Source organism: Anaeromicrobium sediminis (assembly GCF_002270055.1).
Lineage (GTDB): Bacteria > Bacillota > Clostridia > Peptostreptococcales > Thermotaleaceae > Anaeromicrobium > Anaeromicrobium sediminis.
The window spans coordinates 252548-268787 of record NZ_NIBG01000001.1 but is presented as its reverse complement, the minus strand read 5'-3'; the positions used below and the strand labels follow the sequence as shown (position 1 = coordinate 268787).

Below are 16240 nucleotides of genomic sequence, written 5' to 3'. Positions count from 1 at the left end.
TCTTATTTTAGTGTTCTTTTAAACTATTTAAAGATACTTCTTGTCTATTTTCTGGCTGGTTGAGAAAGTGGATATTAGCAGTATTATTAGTTTCATTTACTCCCTCAATGTAAACCTGAGATCCATTGTAGGTTACATTAGCCATAATTGAAGAAGAAGCAATCTCTTTAGCACGTTGGTTATTCATAATAAATACCTCCTTAATAATATAAACAACTATATTATTTACACCAAAACAATAAAATATTCTTTATGATATTAGCATAATATGGTAGACTCGAAAATAGTAGCACTATAGTAAGAGGTGAATGAGTTGAGTAAAATATTAATTGTTGAAGATGAATTACCTATTTCAGATCTAATTAATTTAAATCTGAGAATGATTAATTATGAGACAAAACAAGTTTATGATGGGAATGAGGCCTTAGAAATCATTGAGAAGGAAAACTTTGATTTAATTATTTTAGATGTAATGCTTCCAAAGTTGGACGGATTCAGTGTTATGGAAAAAATAAAAAACAAGGGTATACCAGTTATTTTCTTAACGGCCAAAGATTCCATTTTAGATAAAGTTAAGGGTCTTAAAAGTGGGGCTGATGACTATATGGTAAAGCCCTTTGAATCCATAGAACTTTTAGCTAGAGTAGAAGTGGTATTGAGACGATACGGAAAGAAAAGTGGTATTTTAAGGTTTAAGGATTTAGAAATCAATTTGAATGAAAGAGTTGTAAAGAAAAATGGTGAAATTATAGATGTAACCTTAAAAGAATATGAGCTCTTAATATTGCTAATAGAAAATAAAGGCATGGCTTTATCAAGGGAGAAAATTTTAGAGAAGGTCTGGGGATATGATTATTTAGGAGAGACGAGAACTGTGGATATGCATGTTCAAAGACTGAGAAAGAAGTTTAAATTAGAGGAAAACATAACTACTGTATATAAAGTTGGATATCGATTGAAGGATTAGAATTTACAACTATTTTACAAGTATGTGATACTTATTATAAATTGTTACTATATGCTCTATTTGTAAACTAAATTGCAAAATGGAGGGAAAAATATGAGAACAAAAAAAATACCATCTTTAGTTTTGATAGGGGTATTGACTCTGGGTGTATTAGTAGGAGCAAAAGTTTATGCAGCTACTATTAATAGTCAAATGTCTAAGGATGTATTGATGACAGAGACAAATAAACAAATAGTACAACAAGTTTTAAGTAAAGAAGAAATTAATGATGGAATATCAAGGGAAAAAGCAGTAGAAATCATGAAAGAAGCCCTTGAAAAATACTTCAATGAAAAAGTGGATGGTAAAAACTTATCAAATGATATTCGACCTGTATATGAGGAAAATGGTAAAGTGGCAGAATGGATTGTATATTGGAGAGATGAACCATTAAGTGAAAATTGGGAATTAAAAGATACTAGCACATTATATGGTGGATCTGTAGACGTTAAAACGGAGAAGATAACTCATATAGGTGCCCTTAATGGAGATAGAAATAGAAAAGCGCAAAAAGTTACTATAAAAGAAATAAAAGAATTGAGTGTTAATTTTATTAAACAAAATAAACTTATTGGCAATATGGAGGATATAAAACTTATAGGAGAATATAAATGGGGATCAAATAATAAACTAACGCAGCTTGTATTCTCCTATGGAAAAGGAATGACAGATTATATATATATTACAATAGATTTGGTGAATAAGAAAGTATGTGATTTTTCAGGGGGAACACTAGATCCACAGAATACTAAAATAATTGAATAATAGAAGAGAAAGAAAAGTATAGGGAATAAACCTTATGCTTTTCTTTTAATATTAAAATACCATAGGAATGGAGGGCTTCAATGAAATTTTGGCAAAAAATATTTTTATACTTTTTGATTTTGTTTCTAATAATATTTAATTTCACAGGATTCTTTTTAATAGAGAATAGTCACAAGATACAGTTAGAAAGAGAAGTAGATCGTGGACTAAGTGAACATTGGAGCATTTATTCTGGTATGAGTGTAAATTTAGCTTTAGCCCAAAAGCAAGCTTTAAATTATTATGATTATGATAAAATCCTATATTCAGCCACTGTTGAATATTTGAAAAATTTCAATGATGAAAATATGCATGTAGAAATATTAGATGAAGGTAATAATATTATCTTTAGCAATATAGACTTTGAAATTGAAGGTAAGAGAGAAGAATTAATAGATCCTCTTGAAGATAAAAGAAGATATATTATTAGGGATATATCTGACAAGACATTTTTATTCATAACAAATGTTTTATATGCAGATGAAAAAGCTTTTAAATTTTCATATGTAAGAGATATCACTTATATATATGAAGATAAAGAAAGTCAATTTCATTTTTTTATGAAATTAAATGCATTCATCTTTATCGTATTGATAATTGGACTATACATTTTAAGTAAGAATATAACAAAACCCATTAGTAAGATGATAGGCATAACAAAAAGAATTGCAAAGGGAAATTATTCGGAAAGAGTAAATATCCATACGAAGGATGAAATAGGAGTGTTGTCTGAAAATTTTAATGAAATGTCAGAAGCTATTGAAGAAAAAATTAATGAGCTAGAAAAAAAGACTGAAGAGAAGCAGCGATTTATAGACAACTTAACCCATGAATTGAAAACTCCATTAACCTCTATCATCGGATATGCGGATTACCTTCGTTCTACAGAATACAATGAAGAAATTTATTTAAAAGGATTAAATTACATTTTTAGCGAAGGAAAAAGATTAGAATCTTTATCATGGAAAATGATGAACTTAATTTTATTAAAAAAAGAAAAATTTAAAATGAAAAATGAAAATATAAAGAATATATTACTTGAAATAAAAGATGCATTAAAGCCTAAATTACAGGAAAAAAATGTTGAGTTAGTCATAATAGGTGAAGAATATGAAGTTCTTGTTGAAAGAGACTTAATAAAAAATTTAATCATAAATTTAATCGACAATGCTATAAAAGCATCCAAATATGGTTCAAAAATTTATATAAGCTTATATAAAAAGGAAGGATTAAAAAATACTTTGGAAATAAAAGATGAAGGAATTGGCATACCTAAGGAAGATTTATACAAAATTTTTGAACCTTTTTATATGGTTGATAAATCAAGGTCAAGAGAGAATAATGGTGTTGGACTAGGACTTTCTATTTGTGCAGAAATAGGAAAAATACATGGACTAGAATTAGAAGTAATAAGTGAGATTAATAAAGGAACTACCATAAAAATTGTATTTGGATAATTATACTTAATAAAGTTAATATATTTATTAAATTTTACAACTTTTTTACAACTTCTATAAAATTCTTATATATTTAAAAAATATACTTTAATTAGGGAATGCAATGAATATTATGAAGTTTATTGGTATCGTAATTAAAAGAATTAAAATAGGAGAAAAACAGATGAATTACAATAAAAAAGGTATTATTAGTATTTTACTTATTACACTTGTACTATCTATTCCTGGATGCTCTAAAGAATCTAACAATAAAGCAGAAGAGAGTGTTAGCATTAAAACAGTTACTAATTTACAAAAAAATTCAATAGCTTCAAATAACTCCAATATATACGTTGATGAGGATATTAAAAGGGAATATAATGACTTAATAGGATTTTGGGAAGAATATATTGAAAAATTACCTGATGAAATAAAAGATCATGAGATAAAAGCAGCCTTGGAAAAAATAAAAAAGAATATCCCTATAATGATGGAGCTTAATCAACAAGCAAAAAATAGCTGTTCTAAAGGATATTCTGTAGAATCTAATATATACAATTCTACAGAAAAAAAATTAAAGAGATATGTAAGATTTTTCTTTTACAATGGCAATTATCGTGAAGAAGAGTATGAAAATGATAAATTAGTTTATTTAACCATATACTCTAAAGGTGAAGATACTTTATATTCTACTACAAGGGGGATAATTAAAAATTATAGGAAAGAAATTAGAGGATCTTATCCTTATATGAATGGATACTTTATTACAACTAACAATTCAATACTAGGTGATATGAAATATATTGATTATGAAGGAAGAAAGGTTCTTTATTCAGAAGGAACTTTTGAAAGAATGGATGTATATAATAGTCCTACTAAATATATATCAAGATACTGGTATGATGTAGAAACAGGAATTATTATAAAAGAGGAGTTTCAAAGTTTTACAAACAATAAGCTAGAGTCAACATATGGCTGTGATTATACAATTAAATTTAATCAAAGTTTTGATAAAGACATATTTATATATGATGAAAATACATTACATAAATAATTTTATTAAAAATACTGCTTATTTAGTTGGATTTTAGGAATTAATATTATATTTTTTATATACAGTGATCATAAAAACCTCTCAATACGCTTTGAGAGGTTTTTCTAAATATTTAATAATTGAATGTTTTTGTCATCTGAAAAAGTGGTCATATTATATAAGAATAATGCTTCTTTGATTGCATGTTCTTGTATATAATCATAGATATTTAACTTGTAATATCTTAAATCTATCACATGAATTTCGTCATAGTGGTTTGCTAAAAATGGAATAAAACAATGGGAATAGGAGTCTTTAAAAACTACCAGCTTTTTATCATTATTAATATTAGTTTTAATTGTAATTAATGCATGATTACCATCTAGGAATATGGAATACTTATCCTTTTTATTTAAATGACTATATTCATATAGCGAATCGGATGATTTATTATTATCTAAATAACTAACATTATATTCCACATGAAACTTAGGCTTAAAAATTTCAATAGAGTCAGGAGGAACACGCCTATTATTTGACTTGGAATAAAATGTTCCATAAAAGGAATTGCTAACTATTTCTGAGTTAAAGTCATTAATAGGGTAAGGCTCAATGCCTAATTGTTTAGCCCATAGCTCATATGTATAATATGCTCCTCGCATTGTCCAGTGATGGTCCGTTTTAAAATAAATGTATTCATCCTTTTTATTATTTAAGATATCATACACATGTAAAAAATCTACATTTTCGTATAAATTTTCTTTTACCATATTAATAGATTCTAATTGATCATAGGGGCTTGCAAATAGAGGCAATTTATCTTCGTATATTTTTACTGAATTTGGAACTAATAAAAAATGGGTTAAAACATTGGGCAATCTATTAGCAAATCCATTTATACTTTCTATATTTTCCATCAATTGCTCATTGTTTTTTTTATAATCTTCTAATAAATATCCATCCTTACCGAAGTATATACCATTATTTTCAGTTTTTAGTGCTAATCGTTCCATATCAGATTTAACTGCAACCCAAAAATCTCTGAAAGGAAACTGGTCTGTAATATAATTTTCAAATTTACTTGAAAATCTCCCTGACATTAGATTTTTCATACTAAATTTTGGAACTTTAGCTAGTACCCGGTTTTCTGATTCAGAGAAATCTTTATCAGGGGTAAGTACATTAAAAATATTTACACTAAGGAGAAACAATATAAAGATTATAACAATTATTTTATTAGAACTCTTATACATATTCAAAAACCCCCTTAAAACCTAAAATATAGAAATGGATTGTATGTTGCATCTACTAAATATGCGGTAGAAAGAAATAGTATGCCAAGACAAATAGATGTTACTACTATATTTTCATAAAATATTTTAAGCTTTTTATCTAAAATTTCTATCAATGCCATGTGCTTATTTTTCACAATAGGTGTAGAGCCAATAATTAATGCAATGAATAAAATTCCATAATTGTATAAATAGTATAAGAATTGATTATTAAACAAATTAGCATTATTTAATCCAAACATTACTTTTAAATAATTCAATCCCATAGAAAAATTATCAAAGACAAATAATACCCACCCTAAAAGTAGTAAGAAGATAACATAGGTATGTCTAAGTGGTTTCCATAAATTTTCTAATATTCTTAATAAACCTGCCTTTTCAATAGCTACTATTATTCCAAAGTATAATCCCCAAATAACAAAGTTCCAGCTAGCCCCATGCCAAAGCCCCGTTAGAAACCATACTATAAATAAATTGCCATACATCCTTATTTTACTTACTTTGTTTCCTCCCAGTGGGATATAAACATAATCTTTGAACCAAGTACCAAGGGACATATGCCATCTACGCCAGAACTCTGTAATACTTTGGGATATATATGGGTAGTTGAAGTTCTCTAAAAACTCAAACCCGAACATCTTTCCAAGTCCAATAGCCATATCTGAATATCCACTAAAGTCAAAATAAATTTGGAATGAAAAAGCAATTATACCTAGCCATGCAGTGAATACAGTTAAGTCATTAATATGGGTATTTTGTATTTGGCTCCAAAGGACTCCTATATTATTGGCAAGCAGGACCTTTTTTCCTAAACCAATGATGAATCTTCTTATACCTTCTGCAAATTTATCTATATTTTCTTTTCTATTATTGATTTGTTCTGCTACTGTTTGATAACGTACAATAGGGCCAGCAATTAATTGTGGGAATAATGTTACATATGTTGCTAATCCTATTGGACTCTTTTGTACAGGTGCTTCTTTACGATATACATCTATAGTGTATGACATTGTTTGAAAGGTATAGAATGAAATTCCAATGGGTAGAGGCAAATTAGGTAATAAGAACTTTGTATGAAGTAAATGATTTATGTTCTCAATAAAAAAGTTTCCATATTTAAAAAATGATAATAAACTTAAATTTATAATTACTGATGATAGAACAACAAGTTTTGCTTTTTTATCACTATGTCGGAACTTTTCTAGTAATAAACCATGTATATAATCAACCACTGATGAAAAAATCATTAAAAATATATAAATAGGTTCACCCCAACTATAGAAAATTAAACTTGCCATTAATAAAACTATATTTTTCATTTTTTTAGGTGATAAAAAATAAATCAATAATGTTACTGGTAGGAAAATGAATAAAAAAACCAAGCTGCTAAATACCATGAGGCACCTCTCTTTTAATAATATCTAGGACTATAATACTTATTTAATAATAAAAGGCACTATATGTGCCTTTTATTATTTTGAAGTATTAAAAGAATTGTCAAATGCTAGTTCTATTTTGTCTGCTTCATGGGAAACAATAAGTATTATATAATTTCCTTTTTCCTTAAGAATGTGATTTTTAACTACATCAAGATTTTGTGGCAAATAATTTTCAAATGCTTTTATCTGATTTTCAACATATTTTTCTAGAGATACCTTTAATTCTGGAAGTTTAGAACTATCTTTTGCTTTTAATAAGATAACACTATCCGCTTGAAGATTTATCATAGGGAATTTCATAATACCTTCTTCAATATCATCCGTATTAAGATCTAAAGATTCAATTATTTGTTTTTCATAATCATTTAAATCAGCCTTTTTTAAATCTAACTCCGTAAGTCCAGAAACAATTTGACTCTCATTTTCAATATTAGTCATTATATCTTTCATGGCAATATTTGGCACTTTTTCACTGCAACCAACAAATGAAAAAAGAGTTATAAACACAACCAATAAACTTAATATTTTTTTCATCATTACTCCTCCTAGTATTTTCTTCATTATTATTCCTCCTAACAGATTTTTTAAACTTTCTTATTTAAAAGCACTGTCAAATACAGTCTCAATATTTTCAGGGTTATCAAAAGTAATATATACTAAATAATTACCTTCGGCCTTTATAATATTGTTTTTAACTTTTTCATACTGATCTGGTAGGTAAGTTGACCAAATGTGCTCTTGTTGCTCTTTTACTTTCTCTAATGAGGCTTTTAGATTAGTTACTTTAGACTCATCTTTTGCCTTTAAAACTATTATTAAGTCTGATTTAACATTCATCATATGCTGTAATACAATACCTTCTTCAAGGTCTTCCTTATTAAATAATTTAGATATCACGTCTTGACCTTCTAACCCTAAATCAGTTTCCATGTATCCAGGCAATTTTCCATCTTTAAACATGTCTTCTGGAGCACCAGCTACTTTCATATCTTCAATCATTTGAATCTTAATATTTTCAACAATATCCTTTACGGATACATTAACTTGAGTTCCCTGTTGGCTACATCCTGCAAATAGAAAAAGTGTTAAAACTATAATAATTAAGCTTGAAATCTTCTTCATTCTTAATTCCTCCTTGGCAAATTTATATATTTTGTTTTATCACGTTATGTTAGACACGGGAAGAACAAAAAAAGTTCCATAGAGAAAAAATTGAAATTGATAGTATATAGCAGCCATATTCCATGAATTCGTGGTATTTTCACCTATCCTAAAAAATAAATGGTAAAATATATGTAATAAGTAATATTAAATTATAGTTATTTACTTTAGTAGAAACCGATAATATTAGATGATGTGTAGCAAATAAAATAGATATTAATATATTTACATAATGAGATATCATAAGTTATAAAAAAGAAATTTAATTGGAAAAAGGGAGGAGCAATTAAAATGAAATTATCTTGTGAACAACATATTTTTCAATTCTCCGAAACTAATAAACCCGTACTAAAAATACATAGTGGAACTACAGTAGAAATTGAGACTCTAGATTGTTTTGCAAATCAGATTAAAAGAGCAGAAGATAAACTAGAAGCCATGGATTGGGATAGGGTAAATCCAGCTACAGGACCTGTTTACATAGAGGATGCAATGCCTGGAGATATATTAAAGGTAAACATTAAAAATATTGAAATTGGTGATCAAGGAGTAATGTCAACAGGAAAAGATTTAGGAGTATTAGGAGATAGGATAGAGGGGCTTCAATCAAAGCTTGTTAAAATTGAAGATAATTATGCCATTTTTGATGATAAATTGAGAATTCCTTTAAATAAAATGATAGGTGTAATAGGTGTGGCAACAGAAGGTGATGGAATTAATTGTGGTACTCCAGGGATTCATGGAGGAAACATGGATAACAAAATGATTAGGGAAAATACAACACTGTATTTACCAGTATTTGTAGAAGGCGCATTATTTGCCCTTGGTGATTTACATGCTGTAATGGGTGATGGTGAGATAGGTGTAAGTGGTGTTGAAGTTTCTGGAAAGGTTACAGTGAACCTTGAAGTCATTAAGGGATTTACTTTAAATAATCCATTAATTGAAAATGATGATTGTATAGCTACTATAGCTTCAAAGGAAACTTTAGATGAATCTGTATATGATGCTGTATCAGATATGGAGAAACTATTATCATCTAGAATGGACTTAAGCTCTGGAGATATGGCCATGTTATTTAGTGCAGTTGGTAATACCGAAATATGTCAAGTGGTAGACCCACTAAAGACAGCTAGATTTAGTATGCCCAAATGGGTGCTAGAAAAATATGGCTTTAGATTGTTTTAATATGTTAAAACTGAGATAGATTTTAGATTTGATTAGACCTTTAGGCATTTGAATATATCTGTTATAATCGAGTAGAAACAAATAAGACAAGTGCTAATAAAGAATAGATAGAAACTAAGGAGGCTTACTATGCCAGGAACTAGACGTGAGAATGTAAGACAGGGAATGAAAGTAAAGGTTGTACAAAAGCAAGATCAACAATCTGGAAAATTAACAGAAGGGGTAGTAAAGGATATACTTACTAACTCATATACACATCCACATGGTATTAAAGTTAGGCTTGAGAGTGGTATTGTGGGTAGAGTTAAGGAAATAATAAATATTTAGCATTATGAAAGCATCTGGCGAAGAGGTTAGATGCTTTTTTTGTAGGAGTATTTAAATATTAATAATATATATAAATATAAAATATTGCTTATAATAAATATAAGGACTGTTACTACAGAAAATGATTAATTTGAAAGAAAATTTATATATGTAATAGTACGTAGTGAAGTTTAGAAAATCTGATTAAAGAACTTAATCAGTAGAAAGGATACTAAAATGAACTATCAAAATGTAAGCTTACCAGAGGGTGCAGCAAAAATAGGAGAAACACCTATTATGAATGAAAACACTGTTGCACCTGGAATACTTAATAAACATATGGCACCTAAAGGTAAATATGGCAATATAGTTGTACTTAAAGGAAGTTTAGATTACGTTTGGGAGGATACGCCAGAGGATGTTATTACTGCCGATGTGGATCATCCAATAGTCATTTCTCCTGAACGATACCATCATGTTATAATTACTGGTGAAGTAGAATTTAAAGTTGAATTCTATGAGGTAAAAGAAACTGAAACTAAAGAGATTGATAAAGATGCACTTAGGCCAGGGGAAGACTTTATTTAGGTACAAATAATGAAGAGAAGCGAGAAATCGCTTCTCTTTTAGTAAATTATAATTTTAAAAATCTTTTCAGAGCATCTCCGTGAGCACATATATATTCATAGCCAGAATCATAAGCACGGTGTAATCTCTTCAAATTTTTATCAATCCTTTTAGCTGGAATCTTTGTAGGTGGCATTATGATGAATGCTTTTCCTTCCTCATATAACTGGAATAAATCATCTCTTTGTTTATTATAGAGATCATGTCTATTTTTTAATGCCTTTAATATTTTGGGGTATTTTTTATACTTAGATTGTAAAAATCCTGGAAGTTTTAATAGCTCTTTAACATAAGATGAAGGTTGAGTTAAAATTACTACTATTTTTTCATAACCTAATTCCAAGGCCCTTTTGAAAGAGATTGGATCTGTAAGTCCCCCATCTAAATGAGGTACATTAGAAATTATATAGGGCTTTGATATGAAGGGTAAGCTACTGGAAGCCTTTAAATTGTCTAGCAGAGTATTATATTTAGATCCATCCATGTAAGAAGCTTTGCCTGAAATACAATTTGTAGCAACTATCTCAAATTTAGTAGAAGAATTTTCAAAAGTATCTATTTAATGAAGAAAAGTTAGAAGATTTATATCATGTAGAGGATATGGTATTAGATTTAATAAAAAAAGGACGCACTGAGGATGTAATAAAATATACAGAGCATATTGCTCATAGATTCTTTTTAGAACTTTTAAATTTAAAACACAGGTTAGTTCCTGGTGATCTAAAGAGAGGAGCTAAAAATTTTTTGATAATACAAAACTCCTTAATGAGAAGAGCATTGTATGAAGTGGGCATATGTCCTAAGGTTTTACAGGATATATCTATTGTTAATATAAACAAAATTGAGAATATAAATGACTTAGGTCCTTTATATTATTATTATTATTATCACATGGCTAAAGAATATTCCAATTTAGCTAGATCTTATTCTGGAGAATTAAAGACAGGGTTATCTAAAAGAGTGTATAAGTACGTACATACCCATATATATGAGAATGTTAAATTAAAGGATATAGCCACCCATCTACATATGGTCCCATCTTATCTGGCTCATAGATTTAAGAAAGATACGAGTATTACTATTACGGAGGCAATTCAAAGGACAAAAATAACCTATGCAAGGGAAGATATTATTAGAGGTCAGGATAGTATTTCTAGTATAGGGGCTAAATATGGATTTACGGATGGAAGTTATTTTTGTAAGATATTTAAGAAATATATAGGATATACTCCTAGTCAATATAAAACTAATAATAATGGATAATTACATGTTATAAAAGAATAATATTTTTATTGACTTTAACGTTACGTGATAGATTATTATGAAGATGGAGGTGATAATATGGCGTACAAAGTTAGAGAATTGTCAAAATTAGCTGGTATTAGTCCTAGAACATTGCATCATTATGATCATATTGGACTGTTAAAACCATCTTCTGTTAATGAATCTAGATATAGGTTATATGAAGATAAAGATTTAGAACGTTTACAGCAAATATTGTTCTTAAAGGAGTTGGGTTTTAAGCTAAGTGAAATAAAGGAAATATTAGATGATCCTAAATATGGGAGAGAGAGAGCATTAAAAGAGCAGAAGAATCTTTTAATCTTAAAAAGAAAGAGACTAGATAATATTATTGCCTCCATAGATACAACTTTGAACACTATGAAGGGAGTAGAAACTATGAAAAAACAAGACATGTTTAATGTATTTGATATGAATGAAATTAATAAGCATAAGGATGAATATGCTAAAGAGGTTAGAGAAAAGTATGATAGTAGTATAGTGGAGGAATGTAATAAAAAAACTAAATCATATACAAAGAATAAGTGGGAGGAAATATGCTCAAAGGGAAATGAATTCTTTCATAAACTAGGAACTCTAATGAATAAGGGGCCAGAAGATGAAGAAGTACAAGAACTTATAGGAGCATATAGGCAGTATATAACAGATAACTTTTATGAATGTACTATAGAAATATTTGAAGGACTAGGCCAATTGTATGTGACAGATGAGAGATTTACTATGAATATAGACAAGAATAGAGAAGGGTTATCAAAGTTTGTTAAAGATGCCATTGAAGTATATTGTAATAATAAAAAGTAATAAGGTATATAGAAAGTCAAAAGAGTGGTTAAATCTTTTGACTTTCTATTTTTGCTGAATTAATACCGAGTAGTTATTAATATAAAATAAATATATCAAGATTAAAAAAATAAATTTAATAAAATATCAAATAAAATTTTTCACAAATAAAAACATAATGTTTATTTTTAGTTTTCAGTATGTATAGATTTGTATAAAAAATAACACATAAACAAGACTGAATATACAGTAAATGGTAGTTTGTACTAATTGGAATTCATAGTGTCTATTACTTGTGCAAAAGAAAATAGGTAATATCATAGGCTATAACCAAAAAAGAAAAATATGCAAAAAAGCTGTTTACATATTAACTAAATTTTGCTATAGTATAATTGGATAAAAAATTAACAAACACAAGGGGGGAACTCACATGGATTTAAAATGGTTTCGTGTACCAAAGGATATAGTATTTGGTGATGGTACATTAGAATATTTATCAACTTTAGAAGGAAAAAGAGCAATCCTAGTAACTGGTGGAAGCTCAATGAAGAGATTTGGATTCTTAGATCAAGCTAAAGCATATTTAGAAAAGGCTGGTATGGAAGTTACTATTTTTGATGGAGTAGAGCCTAATCCATCAGTAGAAACTGTTGTAGCTGGTGCTAAAGCAATGTTAGAATTTGAACCTGAGTGGGTAGTTGCTATAGGTGGAGGTTCAGCTCTTGATGCAGCCAAAATCATGTGGGCATTTTACGAGCACCCAGAATTAAAATTTGAAGATATCATAGAGCCGGGTAGTTTACCGAAGCTAAGAAATAAAGCTAAATTTGTGGCTATTCCATCTACAAGTGGAACAGCATCAGAAATAACAGCATTCTCAGTAATTACAGATGTGGCAAACCACATTAAATACCCAATCGTATCCTATGAAATTACGCCTGATATAGCCATACTAGATCCACAACTTCCTGCTAAGATGCCACCTCATATTACGGCAAATACAGGAATGGATGTTTTAGCTCATGCAATTGAGGCTTGGGTATCTATATCTGCTACTAGTTATACAGATCCAATAGCTTTAGAAGCTATTAAATTAGTATTTGATAAATTACCAGCTGCTTATGAAAATGGTGCTGATATGGAAGCAAGAAAAGATATGCATAATGCTTCTACCTTAGCAGGTATGGCATTTACTAATGCATCTTTAGGATTAGTACATAGTCTTGCTCATAAGATAGGTGGAGAATTTGGAATTACTCATGGTTTGACTAATGCCATATTAATGCCATATATTGTTCAATACAATAGAACAGCAACTGATAAAGTTGAGAAGTTAGAAAAGTTATTAGGAATTGAAGATCTACCACAAGCTATTAAAGAGTTAAATATGAAGCTTAATATTCCATTAACATTTAAAGAAGTAACAGAAGTAGAGATTAACGAAGATAAGTTCTTAGAAGTATTAGATCGTATGTCTAAGAATGCATTCGAAGATCCTTGTACTCTAACAAACCCAAGAAGCAGTAGCCCAGAAGATGTGGCAATGATATACAAGTCTGCTTTCTACGGAGAAGACATGAAGTAAATAAAATAAATTATAAAAGGTATTCTATTGTGATATAGGGTACCTTTTTATTTATGCAAAACTTGTCATTAACAAGCAAGGAAAAACAGGTTTTTATGAAGAAGATAATATATGATAGATATATGGAGGGATACGGATGAATTGGATTAAGAATATGAATGAAGCCTTATATTATATAGAAGATAATATTGAAAATGATGTTACATCAGATGAAATTGCTAAAGTAGCCATGTGCTCTAAGTTTCACTTTATGAGAATGTTTTCCATGTTAACGGGTATGTCACTAGGAGAATATATAAGACTTAGAAAATTATCTTTGGCTACTAAGTATTTAATCTGTGATAATGAAAAAATAATTACCATTGCCATGAAGTTAGGATATGAAACGCCAGAGTCATTTTCGAAGGCATTTAAAAAGCTCCATGGAGTAAGTCCATCTAAGGTAAGAAAAGAAAATATAAAATTAAAAGCAATTCCACCTCTATCCTTTCAAATTACAGTAAAAGGAGAAGATAGAATGAATTATAGTATTCAAGAAAAGGAACCCTTTAAAATTGTAGGAGTATCTAGAAGATTTAATGGTGAAAATGGAGAGAACTTTAGAAAGATACCACTATTTTGGGATGAAGTATTCAAATCTGGTAAATATAAAATATTAGAAGAAAATGCAGGTTCTTTAGGAGTATTAGGTGTATGCACAAACTTCTGCCAAGAGACTAAAGACTTTGATTATTTAATAGCTGTAGAAGGAAATGAAGTTGAAGGATTAGAAGGACCTACTACAATAGAAGTTCCTAAATTAACATGGGCCATATTTGAAAGTATAGGACCTCTTCCAGAATCAATTCAAAATGTAACTAAGAAAATATTCACAGAATGGTTTCCTGCTACTGGCTACGAACATGCCTGTGGACCAGAGATAGAAGTATACTATGAAGGAGATCCACAAGCAGAGGATTATAGATCAGAAGTTTGGGTTCCCATAGTTATCGATTAACAACTTTTATAAACAATAATAAAGGGTAGCATTTGCTACCCCATTTCTTTTATAATCCTATCTATATCCTATTGTTCAATTGATTTCTTGAGAGATTTCTAGGTAGGAAAATATTGTAACTATTGGGTTTGTGAAAATTTATCATTAGTGCATTATTTTTTTCATTTGAACCAATATAAAACTTACTTTTTATATGTTTCTCATTATTCTAAATATCTTTATGTTTTTTATTATCAAGATATATTTTAGAACCATCAAATGTATTTCTACCCTTAAATTCTGGGTTAGTAGGGTTTAATTGGTTACTTCTATTACTCAAATCATACTTAAAAGCTAAACTATTTGTATCTTTTTCATTTTCATGGTTATCTTGTTGCTTTTGATTGTGTATTTTAGAATTCATAAAAAGTACTCACCTCATATTTGTATATTTTAAAATAAAAATCATATTTTCAATTATTTTATTATAAAATTACTTTTAGTTTAATTGGATACAATATATGCATTAATGCATTAGAATATATTTTCGACATATTAATATCACAAACCAAATAATTTTTTTCATGCCTCATCATTTTTTGAATTTTGCCTAGCAAGCATACATGTTGATCAGCTAATTTTCTTTTATTTTCTTTACTATATTTTTTAACAAAATCAAAAATATTATGTCTAAGTTTTAAATAAACATTTATTTTATTTTTTATATACTCTGTATAATCATTTTTAATAGTTAATATAACTTAAGAAATACTTGGCATAAGGTATGGCTTGTGAATAATGATATGCATTTTAACTTACATCTTTAGTTCTAAGATAAAGTGAAAGCCATGTTTTTTTTAAAAGACATGGGTAATAATAATATCAGGAGGTGTAAGATATGAAAAAAGTTGTAGTTTTTACTAGCAATACATGACCACATTGTCATACTGCGAAAGAGTATCTTTCAGCAAAAAATATTGAGTTTGAAGAGCGAAATGTTCAGACTGATCCTGATGCTAGAAAAGAACTTCTGAAAAGAAAGATCATGGGAGTTCCTGCTATCCTTGTTGATGAAGAGATGGTTGTTGGCTTTGATAAAAATAAGCTTGATGAATTACTTGCATAGATCTGATCAAAGACGACTAAAGTCTCTTTAAGGTAACCGATTATCAGTTGCAGGTTATGGGTTTTTGAGCTATTCTTTAGGTTCATGAAAACATAACCTGTAATTTTTTTGTTTCTTTTTTATTATTTTATATATTAGCATTACCTTTAATTCTCAAAGAATCATCAATATACCTTTCA

At 28.7% G+C, this 16240-nt stretch carries 19 protein-coding genes; 12 read left to right on the top strand and 7 right to left on the bottom strand.

Annotation, left to right across the window (positions count from 1 at the left end):
• Positions 1-7 precede the first annotated feature (7 nt).
• The gene (locus tag CCE28_RS01320) at positions 8-187 is read right to left on the bottom strand and encodes an H-type small acid-soluble spore protein (RefSeq protein WP_095130190.1); all 180 of its coding nucleotides are present in this window, start codon (positions 185-187) and stop codon (positions 8-10) included.
• 126 nt (positions 188-313) lie between these two features.
• Here CCE28_RS01320 and CCE28_RS01315 point away from each other — a divergent pair, with 126 nt between their 5' ends.
• The 4 genes from CCE28_RS01315 (at position 314) to CCE28_RS01300 (ending at position 4300) form a co-directional block, all read left to right on the top strand.
• A complete protein-coding gene (locus tag CCE28_RS01315) occupies positions 314-967 on the top strand; it encodes a response regulator transcription factor (protein WP_095130188.1) in 654 nt (217 codons plus the stop codon).
• Between the two features lie 93 nt (positions 968-1060).
• A complete protein-coding gene (locus tag CCE28_RS01310; RefSeq protein ID WP_095130186.1) occupies positions 1061-1771 on the top strand; it encodes a hypothetical protein in 711 nt (236 codons plus the stop codon).
• Positions 1772-1851: 80 nt separating this feature from the next.
• Positions 1852-3267 carry a sensor histidine kinase gene (locus tag CCE28_RS01305; protein ID WP_095130184.1) on the top strand — a complete coding sequence of 472 codons (1416 nt, stop codon included), beginning with the start codon at positions 1852-1854 and terminating at the stop codon, positions 3265-3267.
• A gap of 112 nt (positions 3268-3379) precedes the next feature.
• On the top strand, positions 3380-4300 hold the full coding sequence (locus CCE28_RS01300) for a hypothetical protein (protein WP_207652833.1): 921 nt from the start codon (positions 3380-3382) through the stop codon (positions 4298-4300).
• A 104-nt stretch (positions 4301-4404) separates the two neighbouring features.
• Here the strand turns inward: CCE28_RS01300 and CCE28_RS01295 are convergent, their stop codons facing one another.
• From CCE28_RS01295 to CCE28_RS01280, 4 genes are all read right to left on the bottom strand, one after another.
• Positions 4405-5532: a DHHW family protein gene (locus CCE28_RS01295; protein WP_095130180.1), complete on the bottom strand. Its 1128-nt coding sequence runs from the start codon at positions 5530-5532 to the stop codon at positions 4405-4407.
• 14 nt (positions 5533-5546) lie between these two features.
• Positions 5547-6869 (bottom strand): MBOAT family O-acyltransferase, encoded by a 1323-nt coding sequence (locus CCE28_RS01290; RefSeq protein WP_330396794.1) that lies wholly within the window; start codon positions 6867-6869, stop codon positions 5547-5549.
• A gap of 174 nt (positions 6870-7043) precedes the next feature.
• A complete protein-coding gene (locus CCE28_RS01285) occupies positions 7044-7571 on the bottom strand; it encodes a DUF4358 domain-containing protein (protein WP_095130176.1) in 528 nt (175 codons plus the stop codon).
• A 33-nt stretch (positions 7572-7604) separates the two neighbouring features.
• Positions 7605-8132, bottom strand: a complete 528-nt coding sequence (locus CCE28_RS01280; RefSeq protein ID WP_095130174.1) for a DUF4358 domain-containing protein — start codon at positions 8130-8132, stop codon at positions 7605-7607.
• A 330-nt stretch (positions 8133-8462) separates the two neighbouring features.
• Between CCE28_RS01280 and CCE28_RS01275 the strand changes: the two genes are divergently transcribed.
• From CCE28_RS01275 to CCE28_RS01265, 3 genes are all read left to right on the top strand, one after another.
• Positions 8463-9359, top strand: a complete 897-nt coding sequence (locus CCE28_RS01275; protein ID WP_207652832.1) for an acetamidase/formamidase family protein — start codon at positions 8463-8465, stop codon at positions 9357-9359.
• Between the two features lie 129 nt (positions 9360-9488).
• Positions 9489-9686, top strand: coding sequence for a YwbE family protein (locus CCE28_RS01270; protein WP_095130171.1), 198 nt, complete (start codon positions 9489-9491; stop codon positions 9684-9686).
• 216 nt (positions 9687-9902) lie between these two features.
• Complete coding sequence (locus CCE28_RS01265; RefSeq protein ID WP_095130170.1) at positions 9903-10253, top strand: DUF1971 domain-containing protein; 351 nt, start codon at positions 9903-9905, stop codon at positions 10251-10253.
• Positions 10254-10299: 46 nt separating this feature from the next.
• On the opposite strand, the gene CCE28_RS01260 is transcribed toward CCE28_RS01265, so the two are convergent.
• Positions 10300-10776: a DUF6363 domain-containing protein gene (locus CCE28_RS01260; RefSeq protein WP_095130168.1), complete on the bottom strand. Its 477-nt coding sequence runs from the start codon at positions 10774-10776 to the stop codon at positions 10300-10302.
• A gap of 281 nt (positions 10777-11057) precedes the next feature.
• Between CCE28_RS01260 and CCE28_RS01255 the strand changes: the two genes are divergently transcribed.
• The 4 genes from CCE28_RS01255 (at position 11058) to CCE28_RS01240 (ending at position 14956) form a co-directional block, all read left to right on the top strand.
• A complete protein-coding gene (locus CCE28_RS01255; protein ID WP_176461587.1) occupies positions 11058-11555 on the top strand; it encodes a helix-turn-helix transcriptional regulator in 498 nt (165 codons plus the stop codon).
• Between the two features lie 78 nt (positions 11556-11633).
• Positions 11634-12395 (top strand): MerR family transcriptional regulator, encoded by a 762-nt coding sequence (locus CCE28_RS01250; RefSeq protein ID WP_095130165.1) that lies wholly within the window; start codon positions 11634-11636, stop codon positions 12393-12395.
• A 409-nt stretch (positions 12396-12804) separates the two neighbouring features.
• Positions 12805-13959 (top strand): iron-containing alcohol dehydrogenase, encoded by a 1155-nt coding sequence (locus CCE28_RS01245; protein WP_095130163.1) that lies wholly within the window; start codon positions 12805-12807, stop codon positions 13957-13959.
• 136 nt (positions 13960-14095) lie between these two features.
• A complete protein-coding gene (locus CCE28_RS01240; protein ID WP_095130161.1) occupies positions 14096-14956 on the top strand; it encodes an AraC family transcriptional regulator in 861 nt (286 codons plus the stop codon).
• 208 nt (positions 14957-15164) lie between these two features.
• Here CCE28_RS01240 and CCE28_RS01235 read toward each other — a convergent pair whose 3' ends face one another.
• The gene (locus CCE28_RS01235; protein WP_095130159.1) at positions 15165-15359 is read right to left on the bottom strand and encodes a hypothetical protein; all 195 of its coding nucleotides are present in this window, start codon (positions 15357-15359) and stop codon (positions 15165-15167) included.
• A 474-nt stretch (positions 15360-15833) separates the two neighbouring features.
• On the opposite strand from CCE28_RS01235, the gene CCE28_RS01230 reads away from it, so the two are divergent.
• Positions 15834-16061 (top strand): glutaredoxin family protein, encoded by a 228-nt coding sequence (locus tag CCE28_RS01230; protein ID WP_095130157.1) that lies wholly within the window; start codon positions 15834-15836, stop codon positions 16059-16061.
• The last annotated feature ends 179 nt before the right edge of the window (positions 16062-16240 follow it).